21 protein-coding genes and 1 pseudogene are annotated in these 20268 nt (G+C 68.7%); 10 read left to right on the top strand and 12 right to left on the bottom strand.

Annotation, left to right across the window (positions count from 1 at the left end):
* Both AB0G04_RS43505 and AB0G04_RS43500 read right to left on the bottom strand, forming a co-directional pair.
* The coding region (locus tag AB0G04_RS43505) for a trehalose-6-phosphate synthase (protein ID WP_360996423.1) at positions 1-1028 on the bottom strand (1028 nt) is incomplete at its 3' end.
* 418 nt (positions 1029-1446) lie between these two features.
* Positions 1447-2151 carry a TetR/AcrR family transcriptional regulator gene (locus tag AB0G04_RS43500; protein WP_360996420.1) on the bottom strand — a complete coding sequence of 235 codons (705 nt, stop codon included), beginning with the start codon at positions 2149-2151 and terminating at the stop codon, positions 1447-1449.
* Between the two features lie 119 nt (positions 2152-2270).
* Between AB0G04_RS43500 and AB0G04_RS43495 the strand changes: the two genes are divergently transcribed.
* A complete protein-coding gene (locus AB0G04_RS43495) occupies positions 2271-3008 on the top strand; it encodes a DUF4386 domain-containing protein (protein WP_360996417.1) in 738 nt (245 codons plus the stop codon).
* A 62-nt stretch (positions 3009-3070) separates the two neighbouring features.
* Here the strand turns inward: AB0G04_RS43495 and AB0G04_RS43490 are convergent, their stop codons facing one another.
* Positions 3071-3535 (bottom strand): MarR family transcriptional regulator, encoded by a 465-nt coding sequence (locus AB0G04_RS43490; protein WP_360996414.1) that lies wholly within the window; start codon positions 3533-3535, stop codon positions 3071-3073.
* A gap of 165 nt (positions 3536-3700) precedes the next feature.
* On the opposite strand from AB0G04_RS43490, the gene AB0G04_RS43485 reads away from it, so the two are divergent.
* Positions 3701-4333 carry an NAD(P)-binding domain-containing protein gene (locus tag AB0G04_RS43485; protein ID WP_360996411.1) on the top strand — a complete coding sequence of 211 codons (633 nt, stop codon included), beginning with the start codon at positions 3701-3703 and terminating at the stop codon, positions 4331-4333.
* A gap of 67 nt (positions 4334-4400) precedes the next feature.
* On the opposite strand, the gene AB0G04_RS43480 is transcribed toward AB0G04_RS43485, so the two are convergent.
* The 3 genes from AB0G04_RS43480 to AB0G04_RS43470 form a co-directional block, all read right to left on the bottom strand.
* On the bottom strand, positions 4401-4835 hold the full coding sequence (locus AB0G04_RS43480; protein ID WP_360996408.1) for a carboxymuconolactone decarboxylase family protein: 435 nt from the start codon (positions 4833-4835) through the stop codon (positions 4401-4403).
* Positions 4832-5296 carry a MerR family transcriptional regulator gene (locus tag AB0G04_RS43475; RefSeq protein ID WP_360996405.1) on the bottom strand — a complete coding sequence of 155 codons (465 nt, stop codon included), beginning with the start codon at positions 5294-5296 and terminating at the stop codon, positions 4832-4834. The genes AB0G04_RS43480 and AB0G04_RS43475 overlap by 4 nt, the downstream gene beginning before the upstream one ends.
* Positions 5297-5392: 96 nt before the next feature.
* A complete protein-coding gene (locus AB0G04_RS43470) occupies positions 5393-6292 on the bottom strand; it encodes a LysR family transcriptional regulator (protein ID WP_360996402.1) in 900 nt (299 codons plus the stop codon).
* A gap of 116 nt (positions 6293-6408) precedes the next feature.
* Here AB0G04_RS43470 and AB0G04_RS43465 point away from each other — a divergent pair, with 116 nt between their 5' ends.
* Positions 6409-7290: an NAD-dependent epimerase/dehydratase family protein gene (locus AB0G04_RS43465; RefSeq protein WP_360996399.1), complete on the top strand. Its 882-nt coding sequence runs from the start codon at positions 6409-6411 to the stop codon at positions 7288-7290.
* Positions 7291-7366: 76 nt separating this feature from the next.
* On the opposite strand, the gene AB0G04_RS43460 is transcribed toward AB0G04_RS43465, so the two are convergent.
* Entirely contained in the window at positions 7367-8587 is a 1221-nt protein-coding gene (locus tag AB0G04_RS43460; RefSeq protein ID WP_360996396.1) for an MFS transporter, read from the bottom strand.
* 92 nt (positions 8588-8679) lie between these two features.
* Between AB0G04_RS43460 and AB0G04_RS43455 the strand changes: the two genes are divergently transcribed.
* Together AB0G04_RS43455 and AB0G04_RS43450 are read left to right on the top strand one after the other, a co-directional pair.
* Positions 8680-10071, top strand: a complete 1392-nt coding sequence (locus AB0G04_RS43455; protein WP_360996393.1) for a PLP-dependent aminotransferase family protein — start codon at positions 8680-8682, stop codon at positions 10069-10071.
* 184 nt (positions 10072-10255) lie between these two features.
* Positions 10256-11761, top strand: a complete 1506-nt coding sequence (locus AB0G04_RS43450) for a family 43 glycosylhydrolase (RefSeq protein ID WP_360996390.1) — start codon at positions 10256-10258, stop codon at positions 11759-11761.
* Positions 11762-11897: 136 nt separating this feature from the next.
* Here the strand turns inward: AB0G04_RS43450 and AB0G04_RS43445 are convergent, their stop codons facing one another.
* Positions 11898-12563, bottom strand: coding sequence for a response regulator transcription factor (locus AB0G04_RS43445; RefSeq protein WP_360996387.1), 666 nt, complete (start codon positions 12561-12563; stop codon positions 11898-11900).
* Positions 12560-13708 (bottom strand): sensor histidine kinase, encoded by a 1149-nt coding sequence (locus AB0G04_RS43440; RefSeq protein WP_360996384.1) that lies wholly within the window; start codon positions 13706-13708, stop codon positions 12560-12562. Before AB0G04_RS43440 ends, AB0G04_RS43445 begins: the two co-directional genes overlap by 4 nt.
* A 158-nt stretch (positions 13709-13866) precedes the next feature.
* On the opposite strand from AB0G04_RS43440, the gene AB0G04_RS43435 reads away from it, so the two are divergent.
* Together AB0G04_RS43435 and AB0G04_RS43430 are read left to right on the top strand one after the other, a co-directional pair.
* The gene (locus tag AB0G04_RS43435; RefSeq protein ID WP_360996381.1) at positions 13867-15126 is read left to right on the top strand and encodes a hypothetical protein; all 1260 of its coding nucleotides are present in this window, start codon (positions 13867-13869) and stop codon (positions 15124-15126) included.
* A 135-nt stretch (positions 15127-15261) separates the two neighbouring features.
* On the top strand, positions 15262-16206 hold the full coding sequence (locus AB0G04_RS43430; RefSeq protein ID WP_360996378.1) for a type II CAAX endopeptidase family protein: 945 nt from the start codon (positions 15262-15264) through the stop codon (positions 16204-16206).
* Positions 16207-16317: 111 nt separating this feature from the next.
* Here the strand turns inward: AB0G04_RS43430 and AB0G04_RS43425 are convergent, their stop codons facing one another.
* A complete protein-coding gene (locus tag AB0G04_RS43425; protein ID WP_360996375.1) occupies positions 16318-16470 on the bottom strand; it encodes a hypothetical protein in 153 nt (50 codons plus the stop codon).
* 303 nt (positions 16471-16773) lie between these two features.
* Here AB0G04_RS43425 and AB0G04_RS43420 point away from each other — a divergent pair, with 303 nt between their 5' ends.
* Positions 16774-17589, top strand: coding sequence for a hypothetical protein (locus AB0G04_RS43420; protein WP_360996372.1), 816 nt, complete (start codon positions 16774-16776; stop codon positions 17587-17589).
* 152 nt (positions 17590-17741) lie between these two features.
* On the opposite strand, the gene AB0G04_RS43415 is transcribed toward AB0G04_RS43420, so the two are convergent.
* Together AB0G04_RS43415 and AB0G04_RS43410 are read right to left on the bottom strand one after the other, a co-directional pair.
* Positions 17742-18038, bottom strand: coding sequence for an antibiotic biosynthesis monooxygenase (locus AB0G04_RS43415; protein WP_360996370.1), 297 nt, complete (start codon positions 18036-18038; stop codon positions 17742-17744).
* Between the two features lie 108 nt (positions 18039-18146).
* Entirely contained in the window at positions 18147-19130 is a 984-nt protein-coding gene (locus tag AB0G04_RS43410) for an alpha/beta hydrolase (RefSeq protein ID WP_360996367.1), read from the bottom strand.
* A 113-nt stretch (positions 19131-19243) separates the two neighbouring features.
* Here AB0G04_RS43410 and AB0G04_RS43405 point away from each other — a divergent pair, with 113 nt between their 5' ends.
* Together AB0G04_RS43405 and AB0G04_RS43400 are read left to right on the top strand one after the other, a co-directional pair.
* Positions 19244-19747 (top strand): TetR/AcrR family transcriptional regulator, encoded by a 504-nt coding sequence (locus AB0G04_RS43405; RefSeq protein WP_360996364.1) that lies wholly within the window; start codon positions 19244-19246, stop codon positions 19745-19747.
* 123 nt (positions 19748-19870) lie between these two features.
* Positions 19871-20117 (top strand): annotated as a pseudogene (locus AB0G04_RS43400) (transposase); the annotation flags it as partial.
* Positions 20118-20268: the final 151 nt, after the last annotated feature.

Raw genomic sequence — 20268 nt, 5'->3', positions numbered from 1 at the left:
CGGCCGACATCGCCGAATTCACCGTTGGTGCGCCCGACCTCGCGTTCGACGCGCTCGCGTAGCTGCTGATATTGCGCGATGCGTTGCCGGCTGGGCGTGGCTACCTGCACCAGCACGACGTCGTCGTTGGAGATCTCTCCGTCGGCGAGCAGGTCATGGTAGGCCTCAAGTCGTTGTTCGATGCCTTTGGTGTAGTCGAGGCGGTCGACGCCCAGCAGTAGGCGCCGGTCTCCGCCGAGTTCGGTCCGTAGCTGCCTGGCCCGCTGCTGCACCGCGGGGTCGGCGGCGAGCTGATCCACCTCCGCGAAGTCGATGGAGATCGGGAAGGCTCGCGCCACGACGGTACGTCCGTCGACCTCGACCCGGTCGTCTTTCGGCTCCAGTCCTAAAAGCTGCCCTGTCAGGCGGAGGAAGTTCTGTGCTGCCAGGGCACCCTGGAAGCCGACCACGTCGGCGCCGAGCAACCCCTTCAGCAGCTCCCGGCGGCGCGGTAGCTGCATGAACAGCTCAACCGGCGGGAAGGGGATGTGCAGGAAGAACCCGATACGCACGTCCGGCCGCAACTCGCGCAGCATCGCCGGCACCAGGAGCAACTGATAGTCATGCACCCAGACCGTCGCGTCCGGTGCGGCCACCTCCGCTGCGGCTCGGGCGAAGCGGCGGTTCACCGCCTCGTAAGCCTGTCGCCACTCACGGCGATGGGTCGGCTGCTCGACCAGATCGTGGAACAGCGGCCAGATGGTGGCGTTCGACTGGCCCTCGTAGTACCGGTCGACCTCCTCGGCGCTCAGCGGCACGGGCCGCAACTGCATGCCGTCAATGTCGAACGGCTCAGGCGCCTCTCCTGCGCTGCCTGTCCACCCGACCCAGGCTCCGCGCATCTGACGTACGACCGGCTGCAGAGCGCTGACCAGCCCTCCAGGACTGCGCTCCCATCGGCGCTGTCCGTCGTCGTCAGTTATCTCGTCGACCGGTAGCCGGTTGGCAACTACGACGAATTCAGGCCTGCCACCTGCATCTTCACCCATGGCTGCGGAGTACCTCCGGACCGGGCGATGAAACGTCCCCCGCCCTCTCGACCCGGCCGGCACCGGAAGTGTCTGCAACCCCCAGCCGGCAGGGCTTTGGCAGATACAGACCGCGCGGGACTGCTGCAGCGAGGCCTACGCGACGTCCTCACCCACCACGTCCTGTTCCACTGGAACCGGCTCGGCCTACCCGCCACGACGCAAACCGTGCTGGCACACAGCTCGGTGCACGCGGTGAACGGCCAGGACGGCGCTGCGTGGACCCGGCCGGCAAACCCAGCGGAGCTCGGTGAACCACACACGTGCAGCACGGTGCCCGACGACATCGAGAGAGGAGTCGAGGCGCTGGAACTGGCACAGCGAGAGGCCGCCCGACCGCGACTGTTGGATCGTCAGCGAGAACGACCTCGAGGCGGGCTCATGGCGCTGCCTGCTGACTCGAGTGGGAGCTCCATCTGCGCACCCGGAGCGCCTCGATTCCGTCAAGGAGCAGGTCGAGGGCGAACTCGAACTCGAACTGATCGTCACAGCCCGGGCCGACGACGGCCCCCTCGTCGTGGTCGACCCGTGCCGCGACTTTGGCGAGGTGAGGATACGTGCCCGACATAGCGCGGACCGCGGTCGCCGCCTCCCGGGGGTCCACGCTTGCGGAGGGAGTGAACAGTTCCTGGCTGAACCCGAGGATGCGGCTTCCCAGGGCATGCATCACGTGGTGCGTCAGGTCGACGGAGAGGCCACCGGACAGAAGCATTCCGATCATCGAATCCATGTACGCCAGTACGGCCGGCGTGGGCGTGGTGCGCGACTCGATCACGCGTGAAGCCCAGGTGTGGCACAGGAGTGCTCGTCGTGCGGAGAGGATCCTTTGCCGGACGGCGGTCTTCCAGTCGAGCCCGGCACCGGGTGGGTCGATCTCGCTCACGACGACGTCGATCATCCCGTCCAGGAGTTCGTCCTTGTTCGCGATGTGCTTGTACAGCGCCATCGGGACGACGCCGAGCTCTTGTGCGAGCTTGCGCATGCTGACGGAGTCGATCCCGCCTTCGTCGGCGAGCGCGACGGCGGTGTGCAGGATGCGGCCCGGGCTCAACGGGTTACGGCGTGCGCCTTCCGTCTGCTCCACCCTCGCATCTCCCTCCATCACCGATCACACCGGCCCGATCTTGACAGGTGTACAGCGTACACGTAACGTTCCCGATCACTGGGTGTACGCCGTACACCAATATTGAAAGAGAGATCAGAATGAGTCCTACCCGAGGGACCGCAGTGGCCGCGGGGGCGTTCTTCCTGATCACCGAGGTCGCCGCGATAGCTGGCCTGTTGCTGTACCAGCCGGTGCTGAGCAACCCGAACTACGTAATCGGAGCCGGCGCCGACAACCGCGTGCTGATGGGCGGATTCTTCGAACTGGTCCTCGTTGCCGCCATCGTCGGAACCGGCGTCACCCTGTACCCGGTCGTTCGTAACCAGAGCCACAGCGTCGCTCTTGGTTACCTCTGCACCCGGCTGCTGGAAGCCGTCGTCATCCTCGTCGGGATCGTCAGTGTCCTGTCGGCTGTGACGATGCGGCAGGGTTTCGCGGGAACCCCGGGTACCGACAGCGCGGCGCTCGTCGCCGCCGGCAAGTCACTCGTCGCCATCCACGACTGGACGTTCCTGCTCGGCCCCAACGTGCTCCTCGGACTCAACAGCCTGCTGCTCGCCTACCTGCTGTACCGGTCCCGGCTCGTGCCGCGCTTCATCGCCGCACTGGGCCTCATCGGAGGCGTCCTCATCTGCATCTCGGCGGGCGCCGTGATGTTCGGTCTCTACGAGCAGGTCTCCACGGTCGGCACGGTCGCCGCCCTTCCCGTGTTCGCCTGGGAAGTCAGTCTTGCCATCTACCTGATCGTCAAGGGATTCCGGTCACCCCCGGCCGTCGCGGGCGGCATCGCGCCGGCCGAACCGCAGGCAGGCCTGGCCGTCACGCGAGAGGCGTAATACCGAGCTCCAGGGTCGACGGCCGAAGGCGCGTGCCTCCGCGCCGGGTGGGCGACAAGATTTCAGCCGTTCCCGGCGGAGCGCAGGTGGGTCCGGGCCCGGCCGAGGGTGTCGGCGAGGGTGGTCAGTTGATCCCGATCGAGCAGGTCGATCAGGTTCTCCCGGACCACCCGCAGGTGCCCGGGCGCGGCCTTGAGCAGAGCCTGTTCCCCCTGCGCGGTGAGCACGGCAAGGATGCCCCGGTCATCGCTGGCACAGGCTTCCCGCCGAACGAGGCCCGCCTTCTCCAGCTGGGTGACCTGGTAGGTGAGACCGCTGCGGGACGTGACGAGCGCGAGGGCCAGTTCGGCCATCCGCATTTGTTGCCCGGGTGCCTCGGCGAGGCGGGTGAGCAGCTCGTACTGCGGTTGAGTCAGCCCACCGTCCTCGCGCAGCTGCTGGTTGATGCGCTGAAGCAGAAGATTGCTGGTGTCGAGGAAAGCCACCCACGCCCGCATCTCGACCTCATCGAGCCACCGTTCGGTCATGCCCCGACGATAACAGCTAGTTCGAACTCGAACTACATGTGACCGAGCCCTCAGTTGATTCGAATTGGAACTAGGTTTAGTGTCGTCTCGTCGTTCGAATTCGAACTACGACCGGCTGGGTCGCGACATGGCGCCGGCCGAACACGACGATGCAGGGAGAAGACCGTGAAGATTGCAGTTCTGGGTGCCGGCAATGTCGGATCCGCTCTTGCCGCCCGGCTGATCGAGGTCGGCCACCATGTGCTCCTCGCCGCCAGCGAGCCCGGCTCGCCGCGACTGGCCGCGGCCGCGGCGATCTCGGGTGCGGAGACCGGCAGCGCCGCCGACGCTGCTGCCGCAGCCGACCTCGCCGTGATCGCGGTGCCGTTCACCGCGATCGATGCCCTGCTCACCGACGAGGTCCGCGATGCGCTGGCCGGCAAAGTGGTGATCGACGCGACCAACCCGCTCGCCACCGACTACATGTCACTGACCATCGGCCACAGCACCTCGGCCGGCGAGCAGGTGGCCGAGCGGCTGCCCCGCTCACGGGTGGTCAAGGCGTTCAACACCGTCTTCGCCGCCACGCTCGCCACGCCCGTCCTCGGCGGCGTCAAGCAACTCCTTCCGGTCGCCGGCGACGACACGGAAGCCAAGCAAGCCGTCATCGCCCTCGGCAACGAGCTCGGCTTCGAGGCCCTCGACGCCGGCCCGTTAACCAATGCCCGTTACCTGGAACCCGCCGTCGAGTTCCTCATCCAGCTCGCATACGGCCAAGGGCTCGGCGCCAACATCGGCCTGCACCTCGCACGCGCCTGACCGGTCGCACGACTTTCGCCCGCCCCCGCTGTCGGGGCGCCGCCCAGGCAAGCCCCTCCGTGCCTCATCAGCTCGGCGAAGCCGCCGAAGGGCGTACGCCGTGGCTCTCGAAAACCTCTTTCGCGGCGAAAGTGGCGTTCAGGGCACGCGGGAAACCGGCATAGACGGCCGAGTGCAGCATCGCTTCGACGATCTCGTCGGGGGTCAGGCCGACGTTGAGCGCGGCGCCCACGTGGACCTTGAGCTGGGGTTCGCATCCGCCGAGTGCGGTCAGGATGCCGATGGTGACGAGTTGGCGGGACCGGGCATCGAGGCCGGGCCGGTCGTAGATGTCGCCGAACGCGAACGCCGCCACGTGGTGGCCCAGCGCGGGTGAGATCTCGGCGAGCGCGTCGATCACCGCGGTTCCGGCGTGACCGTCGATCGTGGAGAGAACATCCAGGCCATGGTTGCGCCGATCAAGGTTTCCGGTGCTGGCGATGTCGTGCTGTGCGGTGCTCACGGTTGGGTCGATCCTCCGTACGTCGCGATCTTGTATTCGGTGGCGGCCAGGGCCAGCTGTATCTGGGCGAGCTGGGCCCGGAGCGTGTCGCGGTGTTCCACGAGCAGGTCGAGGCGGTCGGGGATGGTGACGTCACCGCGGTCGACGAGTTCGACGTACTGGCGCAGGTCGCTGATCGGCATCCCGGAGGTGCGCATCCGGGTCAGGAACACCAGGCGCCGGACCGCCGGGGCGTCGTAGACGCGGTGTCCGGCCGGGTTGCGTGGCACCGTGACCAGGCCGGCCCGCTCGTAGTAGCGCAGCGTGTGCGGGCTCACCCCGACGTGCTGGGCCGCCGTCGCGATGTCCCACTGCCGGGACCGGTCGTCGAGAACCAGGTCCTGCAGGGCCTCGACGGAGACTCCGCCCGGCGGGTCGACGGCGAGCCGCAGAGCCTCCGCCAACTGCTCGTTCACGTTCATGGCCCCGACGGTAGGGGTTGGAGCACGCTCCAACGCAAGCAGGAGCGAGAGGGCGGGCAGATGATCAGCCGCCCATCCGATCGGAATGGCCGGGCCCTAGTAGCGATCCCGGCGTACGACGTGCGTGTCGATCGCATCGAGGAACGCCCGGACGGCCGGGTTCGGCGCAGGGCCACCGAGGCTGGCCGCGGCCAGGGTCCATGACGCGGCGGGGGGCTCGAGGTCGACCGCGGCGACCCGGCGGCCGTCCTCGGCGGCCAGCGGCGGCACCAGGGCCAGGCCGATGCCCGACTCGACGTAGCCGGGGATGGTGGTGATGTCGCTGACCTCGACGGCGATGGTGCGGGTGATGCCGGCCCGGCGGAAGTCGTGGTCGGTGCGGACGCGGTTGCAGAAGCCGGGTGGAAGGTCGATGAACGGCTCGTCGGCCAACGCGGCCGGGCTCACCGCGGCTCGCCCGGCCAGCGGATGGCCGAGCGGGACGAGCAGGCGCGGCTGGAACTCGGCGATGGGGTCCAGGTGCAGGTCGGGCACGTTCGCGGTCTGGACGGCAACGAACGCGACGTCGAGGTCGCGGGCGCGCAGAGCGGCCAGGAGCCCGTCCGTCCCCCCGGCTGCCATGCTCAGGCTCAGCCGCACGCCGGGGTGGCGGCCGCGGAAGTCGCTGACCAGACCCGGCAGATCGACGGCGGTGAGCCCGGAGATCGTACCGACGCGCAGGCTGCCGGTCAGCCCGTCACGGAGGCCGGCGACCGCGGCGCGGGCCTGGTCGAGGGCGTCGAGCGCCCGGCGCGCCTCGGGCAGCAACGCCTTACCGGCATCGGTGAGGGCGACCTTGCTGGTGCTGCGCTCGAACAGGGGTGTGCCCAGGTGCCGCTCGAGCGCCCGGATGCTCGCCGACACCGTCGACTGCACGGCATGGGTGCGCTGGGCGGCGCGGGTGAAGTTGAGCTCCTCGGCGACGGCCACGAAGTACTGCAGTTGACGTTGCTCCACGCGACGATGTTAATCGTCAAGCCCGATGAAGGACATCGGAACCATTCGTTGGCCACGAACACGTGGCAGCGGCAGTCTTGGCGAGACATCCGATCTTGATCAAGGAGCTCGTCACCATGAACATCTTCCTGACCGGCGCCACCGGCCACATCGGCTCGGCGGTCCTGCAGGCCCTGATCCCCGCCGGCCACTCCGTCACGGCGCTGGTGCGCTCGGAGAAGAAGGCGGCCACCGTACGCGCTGCCGGCGCCGAGGCCGTCGTCGGCGACATTCGAGACCTCGACCTCGTACGCAGTCTGGCCGCGGGCGCCGAAGCCGTGATCGCCACCGCCTCGCCGGGCGACGCGACCAGCAACCCGGTCGAGACGGCGTTCGCCGAGGCCGTCCTCGACAGTGTGCGGCCGCACGCCACGTTCCTGCGTACCAGCGGTGTCTGGGTGCACGGCTCGGCACCGGACATCACCGAGGAGACGCCGCGCAACGCGCCGCCGCTGGTCGCGTGGTACGAGAAGATCGACTCGCGGGTCCTGGACGCAGCCGGCATCCGGTCGATCGTCATCGAGCCCGGCACCGTCTACGGTCACGGCATCGGCATCCCCACCCAGGTGTTCGCGGGCGAACGGGCCGGCGACCCGGCCGCGCTGAGACTGGTCGGCCCCGGGACACAACACTGGACAAGCGTGCATGTCGACGACTTGGCGGAGCTGTACGTGCTGGCGCTGGAGAAGGCGGAGAGCGGCTCGGTGTATCTCGGGGTGAGCGGCCAGAACCCCACGGTCCGCGAGCTGGGCGAGGCCGCGTCCCACCGGCTGGGCCTGGACGGCCGCGTGGTGGCCGAGGACGCCGCCGCGCTGGTCGCGCGCCTCGGCGGGTTCGGTGAGGCACTGCTGCTCGATCAGCAGGCCACCGGCGAGAAAGCACGTCGCGAGCTGGGCTGGAAGCCGTCCCGCCGGTCGCTGCTCGAGGAGTTCGCCGCCGGCGCCTACGACCCGTCCTGACCGCCCGGTCACGGCCGAGCTCCACGACTTCTTCCAGGGGTGACCCACCCGCGTCGCCTCCCGAGACGCGGGTTGGTCACCCCTGGACATCACACCCCGCCACGTGCCGGAGCACCGCCAAGCGACGGCGCCGTGGCGGACCGGCCGCCAGGTTCGCCGCCGCCAGGAGCAGTCCGAGGCAAAGAACCGCAACCCACAGCGTGTCAGGACCGAATCGGGTGGCGACGAGCCCGCCGAGTGCCGGGCCGAGGAACATCGCGGCGGTCAAGCCGAATCCGAACACGCCCTGGTATCGGCCGCGCGCCTCGGGTGGTGCGAGTTCTACGGTCAGGGCGGAGTTCGCCACCGTCATCAGCATCTCGCCGACGGTCCAGACCGCCACGGTCACGGCGTACGCCCACAGGGTGTCGGCGAAGGCGACCAGTCCGAATCCGAGCCCGGCAACCGCTGCCGAGGCGGCCAGTACGTGTTCGTGGCGCCGGCGTTCCGCGAGTCTGAGCAGGAACAGTTGCCCGACCACGATCAGCGCCATGTTGACCACGATGACCTGTCCGTACGAGGTCGTATCCAGGCCGTCGGCGTCGAGCGAGGCGGGCAGCATCTTGTTGGTCTCGATCATCGTCCAGCCGAACATGGCGAGCCCGACGAACGTCATGAAAACTCGATCCCGGACGACGACGCCAAGCCCGGCCGACCTGGTGGCCGTCGCAGCAGCGGCGGGACGTGTCTCAGGCACTTTCAGCGCCACCAGCAGGGTCGAGAACAGCAGCACACCGGCGTTCAACGCGAACAGTAGCGCCGGGTTCGTGGTGACCATCACGCCGGCAAGCAGTGCCGCCGCACCGGAGCCGAGGTTGAACGCCCAGTAGTTGAGATTCAGGGCCCGATTCCGGTCCTGCTCGGCGACGACGTCGATGATGGACGCGGTGAACGCCGGCCGGACAGCGCCGAGAAACACGCCGAGCAACAAGGACAGGACCAGAATGGCTGTCTGGCCGGTGGCACGGCCGAGGGCAAGCATCGTGATCGCCGCCGGGATGCCCGCTGCGAGCATCGTCGGGCGCCGTCCCCAGCGGTCGGCCAGAATCCCGCCCGGCAGCGCACCAAGTGCGGTGCCGAGTCCCCCGACACCGATGACCAATCCGGCGTACGCGGCGTCGAAATGCCGTACCGCCAGCAGATAGACACCAAGGTACAGCTGCCCGACGGCCCCCGTCCGGTTGATCAGCGACGCGGTCCACAGGTACCAGAACGCTGCCGGCAGGCCGCTCGCCGTCTCGCGCAGCCATCGGTTCATGCCCGTCTCCCTTGCCATTTGCTTCGTCGGCGACGGGGACGGTACTTACCGCGCCGCCTCGAGTCTTGGTCCACTTATGGGAAAGTGGACCAATGCTGGAGTCTCATGGCACCGGGTTCGGTTCCCTGCTGGGCGAGTGGCGGCAGGCGCCGGTCCCGCTCGTCGACGCGCTCGCCACCGCGATCCGTTGCGCCGTCGTCGACGGGCGGATCCCGGTCGGCACCCGGATGCCCTCGGAACGTTCCCTGGCCACGGCGCTGCAGGTCAGCCGTGGCACCGTCGTGACCGCACTGACCACGCTGCGAGACTCGGGCTGGTTGCGGACCCGGCACGGCAGCGGCAGCGTGGTCCAACTGCCGCCGGAGGTCACCGCCCGCACCGCGCCTTGGTCGGCGTACCAAGGTGACCGGCTGGACCTCACCCGAGCGGTGCCCGCCGCTCCGCACGCGGCCTTCCTGGAGGCGTCCCGGCGGGCCGTGCAACGCTCGGCCACCCTGCTGGTGGACGCGGCCGAACCGGACGCGGGCCTGCCGCAACTGCGCGAACTGCTGGCCGGCCGGTACACCCGCGAAGGGCTGCCGACCCGCCCGGAGCAGATCCTCATCACCTCCGGCGCCCGGGCCGCCCTCACCCTGCTGGTCGATCACCTGGCCGACCGCGCCCGCCCGATCCTGGTGGAGAGCCCCACCTACCACGGCGCGCTCGGCATCCTGCGGCGACGCCGTGCACGGCTGGTAGCCGCACCCCTCACCCCGGCCGGCTGGGACGCCGACTATCTGACCCACGCCGTACAGGCCACACGGCCGAAGCTGGCCTACCTGACACCGGACTTCCACAACCCGACCGGTGCGCTCATGCACCCCGGCCTGCGTACGAGGGTGGCCGACCTGGCTGCCCGCCACGACATGACCGTCATCGTCGACGAGACACTGCGCGACTTGGACCTGCGTATCCCGGCCGACCCGATCCCGCACCTGGCCGGAGCCGGCATCATCGCCATCGGGTCCACCAGCAAACTCGTGTGGGGAGGTCTCCGCGTCGGCTGGCTGCGCGCTGACGCGTCGCGCATCCGCGAGCTCCAGCTCAACCCTCTGCAAGCGCGACTGTCACCGCCACCGCTGGAGCAACTCATCGCCTGCGAGCTCCTCATCGATCCACGTGACCTGCTCCGTGATCGCCGAGAGCGGTTGCGCGCCCAGCGCGACCACCTCGCCGCCCTGCTCGACGGCACCGACGAATGGAGCTTCACCCTCCCGCCAGGCGGTCTGTGCCTGTGGTTACGACTGCACCGCGCCAACGCGACGACGCTCGCCACCCGCGCCGCCGACCTGGGCCTGAAGCTATCGGCCGGACCGGCCTTCTCCCCCGACCGTACGCTCACCCGTTACTTGCGGATCCCCTTCACCGGTACCCCCGAGACCCTGACCCGCGCGGTCGGCGTACTCAGGAAAGTGGTGGAAGGCGACGCGGATCCCGCTCGATGAAGATGATTTCTGGCTTACTGCCGTACGTGACGTGTTCTCCTACCGAATCGTCGGCTGGAGCGGCGTGCGCACGGTGTTACGAGAATGCGTCGAACTGATGTTGACGGGATGACGTGTTAGCGATCACAATTCGCCTCCATACCTGCATCCCCGCTGCTCAGGTGGGCTGAACGAGAGGCACGGCATGGCATCGAAGCTGCGCCGCCGGGTGAGCCGGACGACCCTGGCCTTGGCGATGACCTTGGCCACGAGCGCCGTGGGACTGTTGACGGGAGCCGCGACGCCGGCGACTGCCGCCACGACCACGTCCAACCTGGTGGCCCCGGCACCGTACGGTGCCGACCCGTGGATGGGCTACTACAACGGCAACTACTACCTGGCCGCCACCACCTGGAACAATCAGGTCGTCGTGAAGAAGGCCCCGTCGGTCAACCAGCTGTCCGGTGCGGCCTACACCGTCGTCTACACCGGCGCCGGCTCGACCTTGTGCTGCAACGCCTGGGCGCCGGAGATGCAACTGCTCGACGGGCCGAACGGCAAGCGCTGGTACCTCTACTACACCGCGGGCACCCCCGCGTGCTGTGACGGGCAGCGTTCGGTCGTCCTGGAGAGCAGCGGTACCGACCCGATGGGCCCGTACCACTTCGCCTCGCAGCTGCAGGTGCAGAACGGCGGCTGGGCCATCGACGCCAGCGTCGCGACCATCGCCGGCAAGCTGTACTTCTTCTACTCGGCCTGGGTCGGCGACCAGCAGAGCCTGTTCGTCGCCCCGATGAGCAACCCGTGGACGGTCAGCGGCGCCGCCACCAAGATCGCCGCGCCCACCCTGGCCTGGGAGACATCCGGTGCCAAGGTCAACGAGGCGCCGCACATCCTTCAGCGCGGCGGCAAGACCTTCCTCACCTTCTCCGCCAGCTCATGCACCACGCCGGACTACAAGCTCGGCTTGCTGACCCTGACCGGCACCAACCCGCTCAGCGCCACCGCGTGGACCAAGAAGAGCACGCCGATCTTCCAGCGCAACGACGCCAACGGCGTCTTCGGGCCCGGCCACCACGCATTCTTCACCTCACCGGACGGCACCGAGAACTGGATGATCTACCACGCCAACGACTCCGCCACGCAGGGCTGCGCCGGTACGCGGACCTCGCGGATCTCGAAGGTGAACTGGAGCGCCGACGGGACGCCGAACCTGGGCAGCCCGGCCGCCTCCGGCGCCACCATCACGGCGCCCGCGGGTGACCCGGGTGGCAGCGTCAGCTTCCCGGTGGCGGGCACCCGGTACCGGATCGTCAACCAGAACAGCGGCAAGGTCCTCGACGCCGTCAACTGCGGAACGGCCAACGGCACCGGTATCCGGCAGTGGACCTCGATGGGCAACGCCTGCCAGCAGTGGACCTTCACCCGGGTGGCCGGCGGCTACTACACCATCACCAACGTCAACAGCGGCAAGTTGCTCGACTCGGTGAACTGCGGTACGGCCGACGGCACCGGGGTCGACCTCTGGTCCGCTCTCGGCAACGTCTGCCAGCAGTGGAGCGTCACCCCGGTCGCCGGCCGTTACCTGATCGCGAGCCGCGGCAACGGCAAGGTCCTCGACGTGGCCAACTGCTCCACGGCTGACGGCGCCGCCGTACGGCAGTGGACCGCCCTCGGCAACAACTGCCAGAGCTGGAACATCACGCTGTAACCGCCCGTGGGTGAGGTCCGAGTCCGAACCTCACCCACGCAGCGTGGTCCAATTCTGATGTCCGGCCCTGCCACTGGTGAGATCGCCCATCGGAAGCGTCAGCGCCCACATCCGCAAGGCCGTCCGAGGCCGTGGGTCACTCCAGGCTGCCCCCGCCAGCGCGGACGAGCCCCGACTCGTACGCGAAGACGACAGCCTGGACGCGATCACGCAGGTTGAGCTTCATCAACACCCGGGCCACGTGGGTCTTCACCGTGGCCTCGCCCACGGTGAGCGCCGCGGCGATCTCGGCATTCGACAGGCCGCGCGCCACCAGCCGCAGCACCTCCGCCTCGCGCGGTGTCAACCCGCCCGCCTCGGGTGGTGGCAGCGGGCCGGGCTGCCCGGCGAACGCCGCGATCACCCGCGTGGTGACCGCCGGATCGAGCAGTGCCTCGCCCGCCGCGACCACCCGGATCGCGGTGATCAGATGCTCCGGCGAGGAGACCTTGAGCAGGAAGCCGCTGGCCCCGGCCCGCAACGCCCGGTACAGGTTCTCGTCCGAGTCGAACGTGGTGAGCACGATGACCCGCGGCGGATTCGGTGAGCCCAGCAGGGTTCCGGTGGCGGACAGGCCGTCCTGGCGGGGCATGGCGATGTCCATGAGGACGACGTCCGGCCGCACCCGGCGGGCTACCGTCACGGCCTCGGCCCCGTCCCCCGCCTCGCCCACCACGACCATGTCCGGCTCGGTCTCGATCACCATGCGCAGGCCGGCCCGGACCATCCGCTGGTCGTCGGCGATCACCACCTTGATGCTCACCGGGCCACCGCCGCGGGAACTGGCAGCCGGGCCTCGACCGCGAACCCGCCCGTCGCCCGCGGGCCGGCCCTCAGCTCGCCGCCGAACAGCGCCGCCCGTTCCCGCATGCCGATCAGCCCCTGGCCGCCGACGTTCATGACGACCGCGCCGCCGTCGTCGAGCACGCTCAGATGCAGGCCGTCGGTTCGATAGCCGACGGTCACCGTGACCCGTACCGGACCCGCGTGCTTGAGGACATTGGTCAATGCCTCCTGGACGATCCGGTACGCGGACAGGTCGACCGCGGGCGGCAGCGGCACCGGCTCCCCCTCCCGTCGCATGGTCACCGTCAGTCCCGCCTCGCGGACCTGGGCGATCAGCTCGTCAAGACGGTCCAGTCCGGCGGGCGGCTGAGCGCTGTCGACACCCTCACCCCGCAACAATCCGAGCGTACGGCGCAGCTCCCCGACCGCCTCCCGCCCCGACGCCTCGATGCTGTGCAGCAACTCCCGGTCGACGCTCAGGCCCGCGTCGAGCCGCCGCCGCACCACGCCGGCCTGGATCACCATCACGGTCACGCTGTGCGCCACCATGTCGTGCAGCTCGCGGGCAATCCGCACCCGCTCCTCCGTGACCGCCTCGCGTGCCTGCTGTTCCCGGATCGCCGCGCGCGCCGAGGCCGCCTCGTCGGTGCGGCGCGCCTGCACCGCCACGGCCACGCCCAGCCCGTACGGCGCCAGGGGGAAGAACAGTGCGGCCATCGGGTCGCCGTCGTCGAACCACAGGTACATGCCGGTGGTGAGAAGCATCAGCGCGATGCCGAGCATGCTCCGCCCGCTGCGGCTCGTCGGCGGAACACAACGGCCCACCGTGTACGCCGCGATCATCATGGCCACCATCTGCCACAACCGGAAGTTGACCGTCTTCTCCCCGGCGATCGTCGCCTCGACGTAGAACATGTCGATCGGCGCGAACACGTGCGGCAGCATCGCGAGCAGCGGGATGCTGCGGCGCACCAGGATGAGGGCGCAGACCCCGGCCAGCACGTACGGCCACCAGCCGCCCGGCATCCGGATGAAGTACTCCTCGAGGAGCCCGAACGCCGCGAAGCCACCGGCCAGGGCGACATCCGTCGGCCGGATCGCGCGCAGCCCATCGGAGATCATGCGCCGACGGTACGTCGGCGGATCGCGCCACCGAACCCGTCGCGAGGATGACGCGCCGTCCCCCGCGCGGCGGAGCCGAGTTCCGTCCGCATGCGGGTGACCGCCGGGCCGGCCGTTCGTAGCGTCCGTCGCCAGAACTTCGAGGAAGGACTCTTCAGATGTGGCGCAAAGCTACCGCGGCCTGCCTGGTGCTCGCCCCGATCGCGTTGACCGTCTCCACGGCGGTGGATCCGGCGCTGGGCACGGTGGAGGAGTACGGCGTCTACCGGGCCCATCCGGATGCCACCCAGTGGCATTCGCTGCTCCTGCACTGGGCCTGGGCGCTGTTCGTCCCCGGTTTTCTCGGCCTGCTCGCCCCGGTCCGCCGGCGTGGCCTGGTGCTCGCGATCTTCGCCTGGGTGGCGACGGTGGTCGGTCTGGTCACCTTCGCGGCCCTCATGTCGGCAGACTTCGCCCTGCTCAGCCTCGAGCAGCAGAGCGGCGTGACCGACGCCCAACTGGCCGCCTGGGACGACCGGATGGCCGACCAGACCTGGGCGGTGCTGGGCTGGCAGCAACTCGGGATCTTCGGCTGGGGGCTGGCCCTGATCCTGACCCCGATCGCCGCCGCCCGGGCCCGGGTGATCAACTGGTGGACCGCGGGCCTGGCCCTCGCCGGGACGGTGCTCTACCTGCTCTTTGCGATCTCGCCGCTGCCGCTGTGCATTCTCGGGCCGGTCACGCTCGTCGTTGCGTACGGCATGGCAGCCCGGCAGTTGCTCGGCTTCCGCGCCGCCGGCGATGAGCCGGACGTGTTCGGTACGTTCCGGCGGCGCGCGGGCCGGATCTGCATGATCGCCGCGCCACTGAGCTTCGCCGTGGGCATGGCCACCGTGCCGCCCGGCTCGCCCGAGCCCGACTCCATTCTCAAGCACCCGGATCTCGGGCAGGCAAGCGCGTTCTTCCTGCACCTGGCGTGGGTACTGTTCATCCCCGCGGTGCTCACGCTGGCCGCCCCGGGACGCCGCGTCACCCGGATCGCCGGCGGCCTGACCGTGCTCGGCCTGATCAACTTCAGCGGGCTGATGTTCGGCGACTACCTCGACCTGGCCGCCCGCCAGTCCCTCGGCAACACGATCGCCGACCAGGCGGCCGAGACGCAGGGCGGGTACCTGACGTTCACCCTGGGCTGGGTGCTGCCCGGCATGCTGCTGGCGCTGCTCGGCCTGATCGTGGTCGCGATCAGCGCGGCCGTCGACCGGGTGGTGCGCTGGTGGGTGCCGGCGCTGGTCGGGGCAGGTCTGGCCGCGTTCTTCCTGCTGGGTCTCGGCCCGATCGGGGTGGTCGGCCCGCTGCTGTTGCTGGGCGGCTTCGGCGCGGCCGCGGTCACCCTGCGAACCCCGGCGGCTCCCGAGGTCAGCGCGGTTCCGGTGGGCTGACCTCGGGGCCGCCCCGCCGGCCACCGATGTGAGTGTCCTCGGTGTTCGTCTGCGTCAGGCTCGGCGCAACGACAATGTGGGCACTCCGGCACCCACCGGTACCGCGGGAAAGCCGTGACCGTACGCTGCGGCCCCGTGACGAACGAGATCAACATCAGCGGGCCGGTACTGCGCCTGGCCGGCCGCGCTGGTTTTCCTCCTGTCCTGGGCGACCACCGCGTACTGCATCCTGGCCGCTGGCGCCCCCTGCGGGCGCTGGGCTGGATGTTCGTACTGATCTTCGTTGTCGCCGTCGCATTCGGTGTGTGGTCGGATGTCGTCGGGTCGCTGTTTCCCTCCGATGACGTCGGCCAGTTCGCGGTACGGGCGGTAGGTGCGCTGCTGGTGCTGGGTGTGTATGCGGTGGCGGTTCGCCTCGGCGAGAACCGTGCGGCCAGTGAGATCGCGCCCCGCCCCGCGCTCAAGGGTGTCGCGATCGGTCTGGTGACGGGAGTGCTGCTGATGGCGGTAGTCATGGCGATCCTGGCCGGTACCGGCCTGTACGACGTCACGTTCCTGGGCGCCACGCCGGCCTGGCACGCGGCCGGGCTCGCGATCCAGGCCGGTGTTTTCGAGGAGCTGCTCATCCGGGCGGTGCTGTTCCGGCTGGTCTGGCGGGCGTTCGGGCCGTGGGTCGCCCTCGCTGTCTCCGCCCTGGCGTTCGGTGCCGGCCACCTGGCCAACCCGGAGGCCTCCGTCGTTGCCACCCTTTGCATCGCCGTGGAAGCCGGCATCATGCTCGCCGCGTTCTATGCGCTCACCGGCCGTATCTGGGTCTCCGTCGGTGTGCACATCGCCTGGAACTTCACTCAGGGCTACCTGTTCGGTGCCGCCGTCTCCGGTAGCACCTTCGAGAACCCGATCGCGCGCAGCGTAGCCAGCCCGGACGCCCCCGAGTGGCTCACCGGCGGCGCTTTCGGGCCCGAGGCGTCGCTGCCGGCCCTGCTCGTCTGCACGATCGTCGGCGTGGCGGCCCTTGTCATGGCGTGGAAGCAGGGCCGTTTCCGGGCCGAGCCGAAACCGGTGTTGCCGACCACCTGACACGCGGCCGCAGATGCCCTGCTCCGTAGATGCAGATCCATGATGGTCCCGGACGCCGCGATCACGGCGTGACCGCTGCGGCGGTCACGCCGGCGCAGCATATCCGGGTGTCTATGCGGAGGTCCCCGCCATGGTGCGGGCGCCGCCGGCAGCCGCCAGGTCGCTGAGCGCGCCGGTCGCCTCGCCGGTGCACTTCGCCTTGTCGACGAGCAGCCCGTAGGTGTCCATCGCACTGTGGCAGATCTTCACGGTTCCGAAGAGCATCGTGGCGGCGAGAAATTCCGGAGCGGGACCTGATGCTGAAACTGATCGATCTCGGCGTCGACCCCCGCTCCCCGGTCGTACGCCATGGAGAGGTCGAAGAGAAAGGCCGACCGCGACGGATCGCGAACGGTGGTACTCGATGGGACACCGGATCAGCGGTAAGAAGGCCAGGAGTGGGTGGGCTGGTCGCTGCTCCTGGTTGCGATCAGGCGCAATTCGGCGTCGTGCCTGCGTAGGCGGGAATGTCGGACCTCTTCGTTAGCGTGAACGCGATCGTCGCCGAGCCGGGGAGGAGCAGTGATCATGAGTCGGCCGGAGTACGGGTTTGGTCCGGGGCAGCTGGCGCGCTGGTTGGGGCTCAAGGAGTGGCAGGTGCGGCGGGCCCGGGAGCGTGGGTTGATCCCGGAGCCGGATCTGGCCGAGGGTCGCTGGTCCTACGAGGTGGCGCGGGTGCTGCCGGATCGGGTGGAGGAGATCGCCGCCCAGGTCGGTGACGTTTACGTTGCGCCGGGTGCGGCTGCGTCCGTGCCGGCCGGAGATGCTGCCGCGGTGGCCGGGCCGGCGCCGGCGAGCAAGGGAGCCCGCTACGGGCCAATTCAGCTTGCCCGTGAGCTGGGGCTGAAGCAGTGGCAGGTGCCGCGTGCGGTGGGGCTGGGGCTCATACCGGCTGCGGATCTGCCGGACGGCCGGTGGTCGGTGCCGGTGGTGGAGTCGTTGGCGGGGCATGGGCCGGGTATCGCTGAGGCGGTCGGTGATCATCCCGGTCTGGGGGCGGAGAAGGCCGCCGAGCGGCTCGCCGAGCGGACCGGTCTGGCGGTGCAGCGCTGCGATGTGCAGGAGTTGTCCGAGCGAGGGCTGCTGGCGTCGGTGGGGGAGTTCCGGGGCTGGCCGTTGTACTCGCTGCAGGTTCTGGACGAGGTGCCGGTCGAGTCGATCGCGTCCGTGGTGGCGGCCCGGGAGGCGTGGCTGGCGCGGAGTCTGAGTGGCCAGGAGGCCGCTGACCTGCTGGGCTGGCCGTTGGGGCGGTTCGAGGTGACGGCAGAGCGGCAGGGACTGACACCCGGACGGTTCGACCGGTTCGACCGCGCCGATGTCGAGAGCCTCGGAACACCCCGGTAGCCGTCCCGTTTCAGCGAAGGGTCCCGCGATCACCGCGGGGCCCTGGGCACGATTCCGCGGCCACCGGCCCGCCATAGCGGTAGTTCCAAGAGCGCCCGGAGAGGTGCATGGGACGACCGGCGCTCCCGGATATTCACATGGTGTGGCGCCCATCAACTTAAGGACGCGAGCGTGAAATGCCGCACCTGAAGCGGTGCAACGAGGTATTCCTGCTCTCCCGGAAGTATGACGGGCTGGTCACGCCAATTCTCGCCGGCGTAACCCACCAGATCGTCTTCACTGCGCCAGCGACTGACATATATCAGCGTCTCCGGCGGCGCGAGCAGTACCTCGTGATCGACTAGTCCTGGATAGCGGGCTGGAAACTCGCGTACCGCAGTCGTGATCATGTTGCGGAACGACTCGAAACGACCAGGGCGTACGCGCGCCTCGCTGATTCTGACGATCATGCTATTCAGGCTGCCAGCGGCAGATCCGGATGCACAAGCCGGCCAAGGCCGAGCCGAGGTGTCCCGCAAGGCAACCGCATGGAGGGGAGGGGCATGACGGCAGGGTGTTCAAGACGCTGCCGGTGGTGTGGAGCCCGTTTGGGGACGCAGGTGGTGGCGCATCAAGGCGAGGATCTCGCGGCGTGCGGGGTGGGCTGCCGGGACCAGGCCGGGCACGCTGAGGAACGCGTGGATGGCTCTGGGGTAGCAGGTCAGACAGGCATCGACGCCGTCCATGCGGAGCCGTTCGACATATCGCCGTCCATGATCTTCCAAGGGGTCCAGGGCGCCGGAGACGACCAGCGTGGGCGGCAGATCCGCCAGGCTGGCGAACTTGAGCGGGGACACGGTTTCCGGGTCAAGCTGGAGGGGCAGGCTCAGCCTGCGTCCGGCGCGTAGCTGAGACAACGAAAGTCCGGGGTTTCCGGCGTTCCTGGCGACCGAAGGATGCTCGGTCATCGTCTCGCTCCAGTCCGTGCACGGGCAGGTCAATACCTGTGCGCGCAATGGGGGGCCCTCCTTGCGGGCACGCAGCGCGACGAGTGTGGCGAGCGTGCCGCCCGCGCTCTCACCGAGGACCGCCACGGCTGCGGGATCGATGCCCCAGCCAAAAGGGTCGTCGACCAGTCGCAGCAGCGTGTCGTAGCCGTCCGCCATCGAATCGAGTAGCGAGTGCTCCGGAGCAAGGCGGTACTCGACGGACACCACCACGGCCGGGCAGCGAGCCGCGAGGTGACTGTTGAGCCAATCGTTCTGTGCAGGGGTGCCGACGATGAAGCTTCCGCCGTGGAACGACAGGATCAACGGCAGATGCGAGCTGGCGATTCTGGGACGATGCACCCGAATATTCAGGCGGCGTCCGGGGAGGTCGATCGAGTGTTCCTCCAGGTCAGCGCGGCCATCAGGCAGACCTGTGACAATCCGTGCGGCACGAGACGATCGCGTGCGATTGATCTTCTTCCGCGCGGTGATCACTTGGGCGGCCGTGAGGGCTTCCCAGTCGAGGCTGTCCTTGAGGATGATGCGGGCGAGCAGCGGGGCTCCGGCTTTCATGGGCGTCCTCCCGGAACATTACGCTACTGGTAGTAGCGTAATGGGCACGGTAGCCTATTCGGGTGCAGGCCTCTACCCCAACTGCCGTCGGGCGTCCTCGCTCGGACCTCAACGTGACTGTCTTCGCGGCGACATTGCGCACCATCCACGAATTGGGTTATGCGGGCGCAACGATGGATCGGATCGCGGCGGCGGCGGGGGTCGCGAAGACTACGCTCTACCGGCGATGGTCGTCGAAGGGTGCGCTGATCGCCGACTGCCTTCTTGACGCTTTCGGCCCGGTGCCGCTGAACGGTTCCAGTCGGGACGACGTCATGACGTCAGCCGTCCGCTGGATCGCGCGCAAGATCAGTGAACCCGGGGCCGGCGCGGCCTTCGCCGGCGTGTTCAGCGATGCCATCAACGATCCGGCCCTTCGGGAAATCCTGGCTACGCGGTTCCAGGAGCCATACCGGCTGGCGCTCCGGGAGGCACTGGGCGAGCCGGACGATCGAATCCTGCTCTTCATCGATGTCGTCACCGGAACACTGCTCCATCGGATGGGCATGACCGGCGAACCGATGTCTGAGGGTGACACCGCCACACTGACTGACATGATTCTCAACGCGTTGCGCTGACTACGCCCGTTGAGTCCTCGCCGGTCACGTCCACCAAAGTGGTGTATGACCTGGTCTTTACCGGTATGCGAAGGCGGCATCGCAGATCCTTCGGATTGTCTAGATCGGAAGGAGAGACCTGCGATGGCCGCAGAACCAAGTCTGAACGTTGCTGAGCTGCTGCGCGAGCATCTTCAATCGGCGAGCCTTGATCTGCTGCGGGCGATGGTGAAACCTTCGCCGACGTGCTGATGTCGGCCGAGTCGACGCGCTCTGCGGCGCCGAGTACGGCGAACGCAGCGACGAGCGGACCAACTCGCGTAACGGCTACCGGCACCGCGACTGGGACACCCGCGCCGGCACGGTGGAACTCGCCATCCCGAAGCTGCGGCAAGCACAATCATCTCGTGACTGCGTATCTGACAGCGCCAGAGACGTACATGGCGGGGGAGTGTCAAGAAAACGGTGTAACTCGATGTTGTTGAAGGTCAGTTACGGGCTGCGGTGAGTCGTCCTTCGAAGGCGAGATCGAAGGCGTTGAG

The sequence above is a fragment of the Actinoplanes sp. NPDC023801 genome, assembly GCF_040639655.1.
Lineage (GTDB): Bacteria > Actinomycetota > Actinomycetes > Mycobacteriales > Micromonosporaceae > Actinoplanes.
The sequence above is the reverse complement of the archived record's forward strand: the minus strand, read 5'-3'. Positions and strand labels throughout refer to the sequence as shown.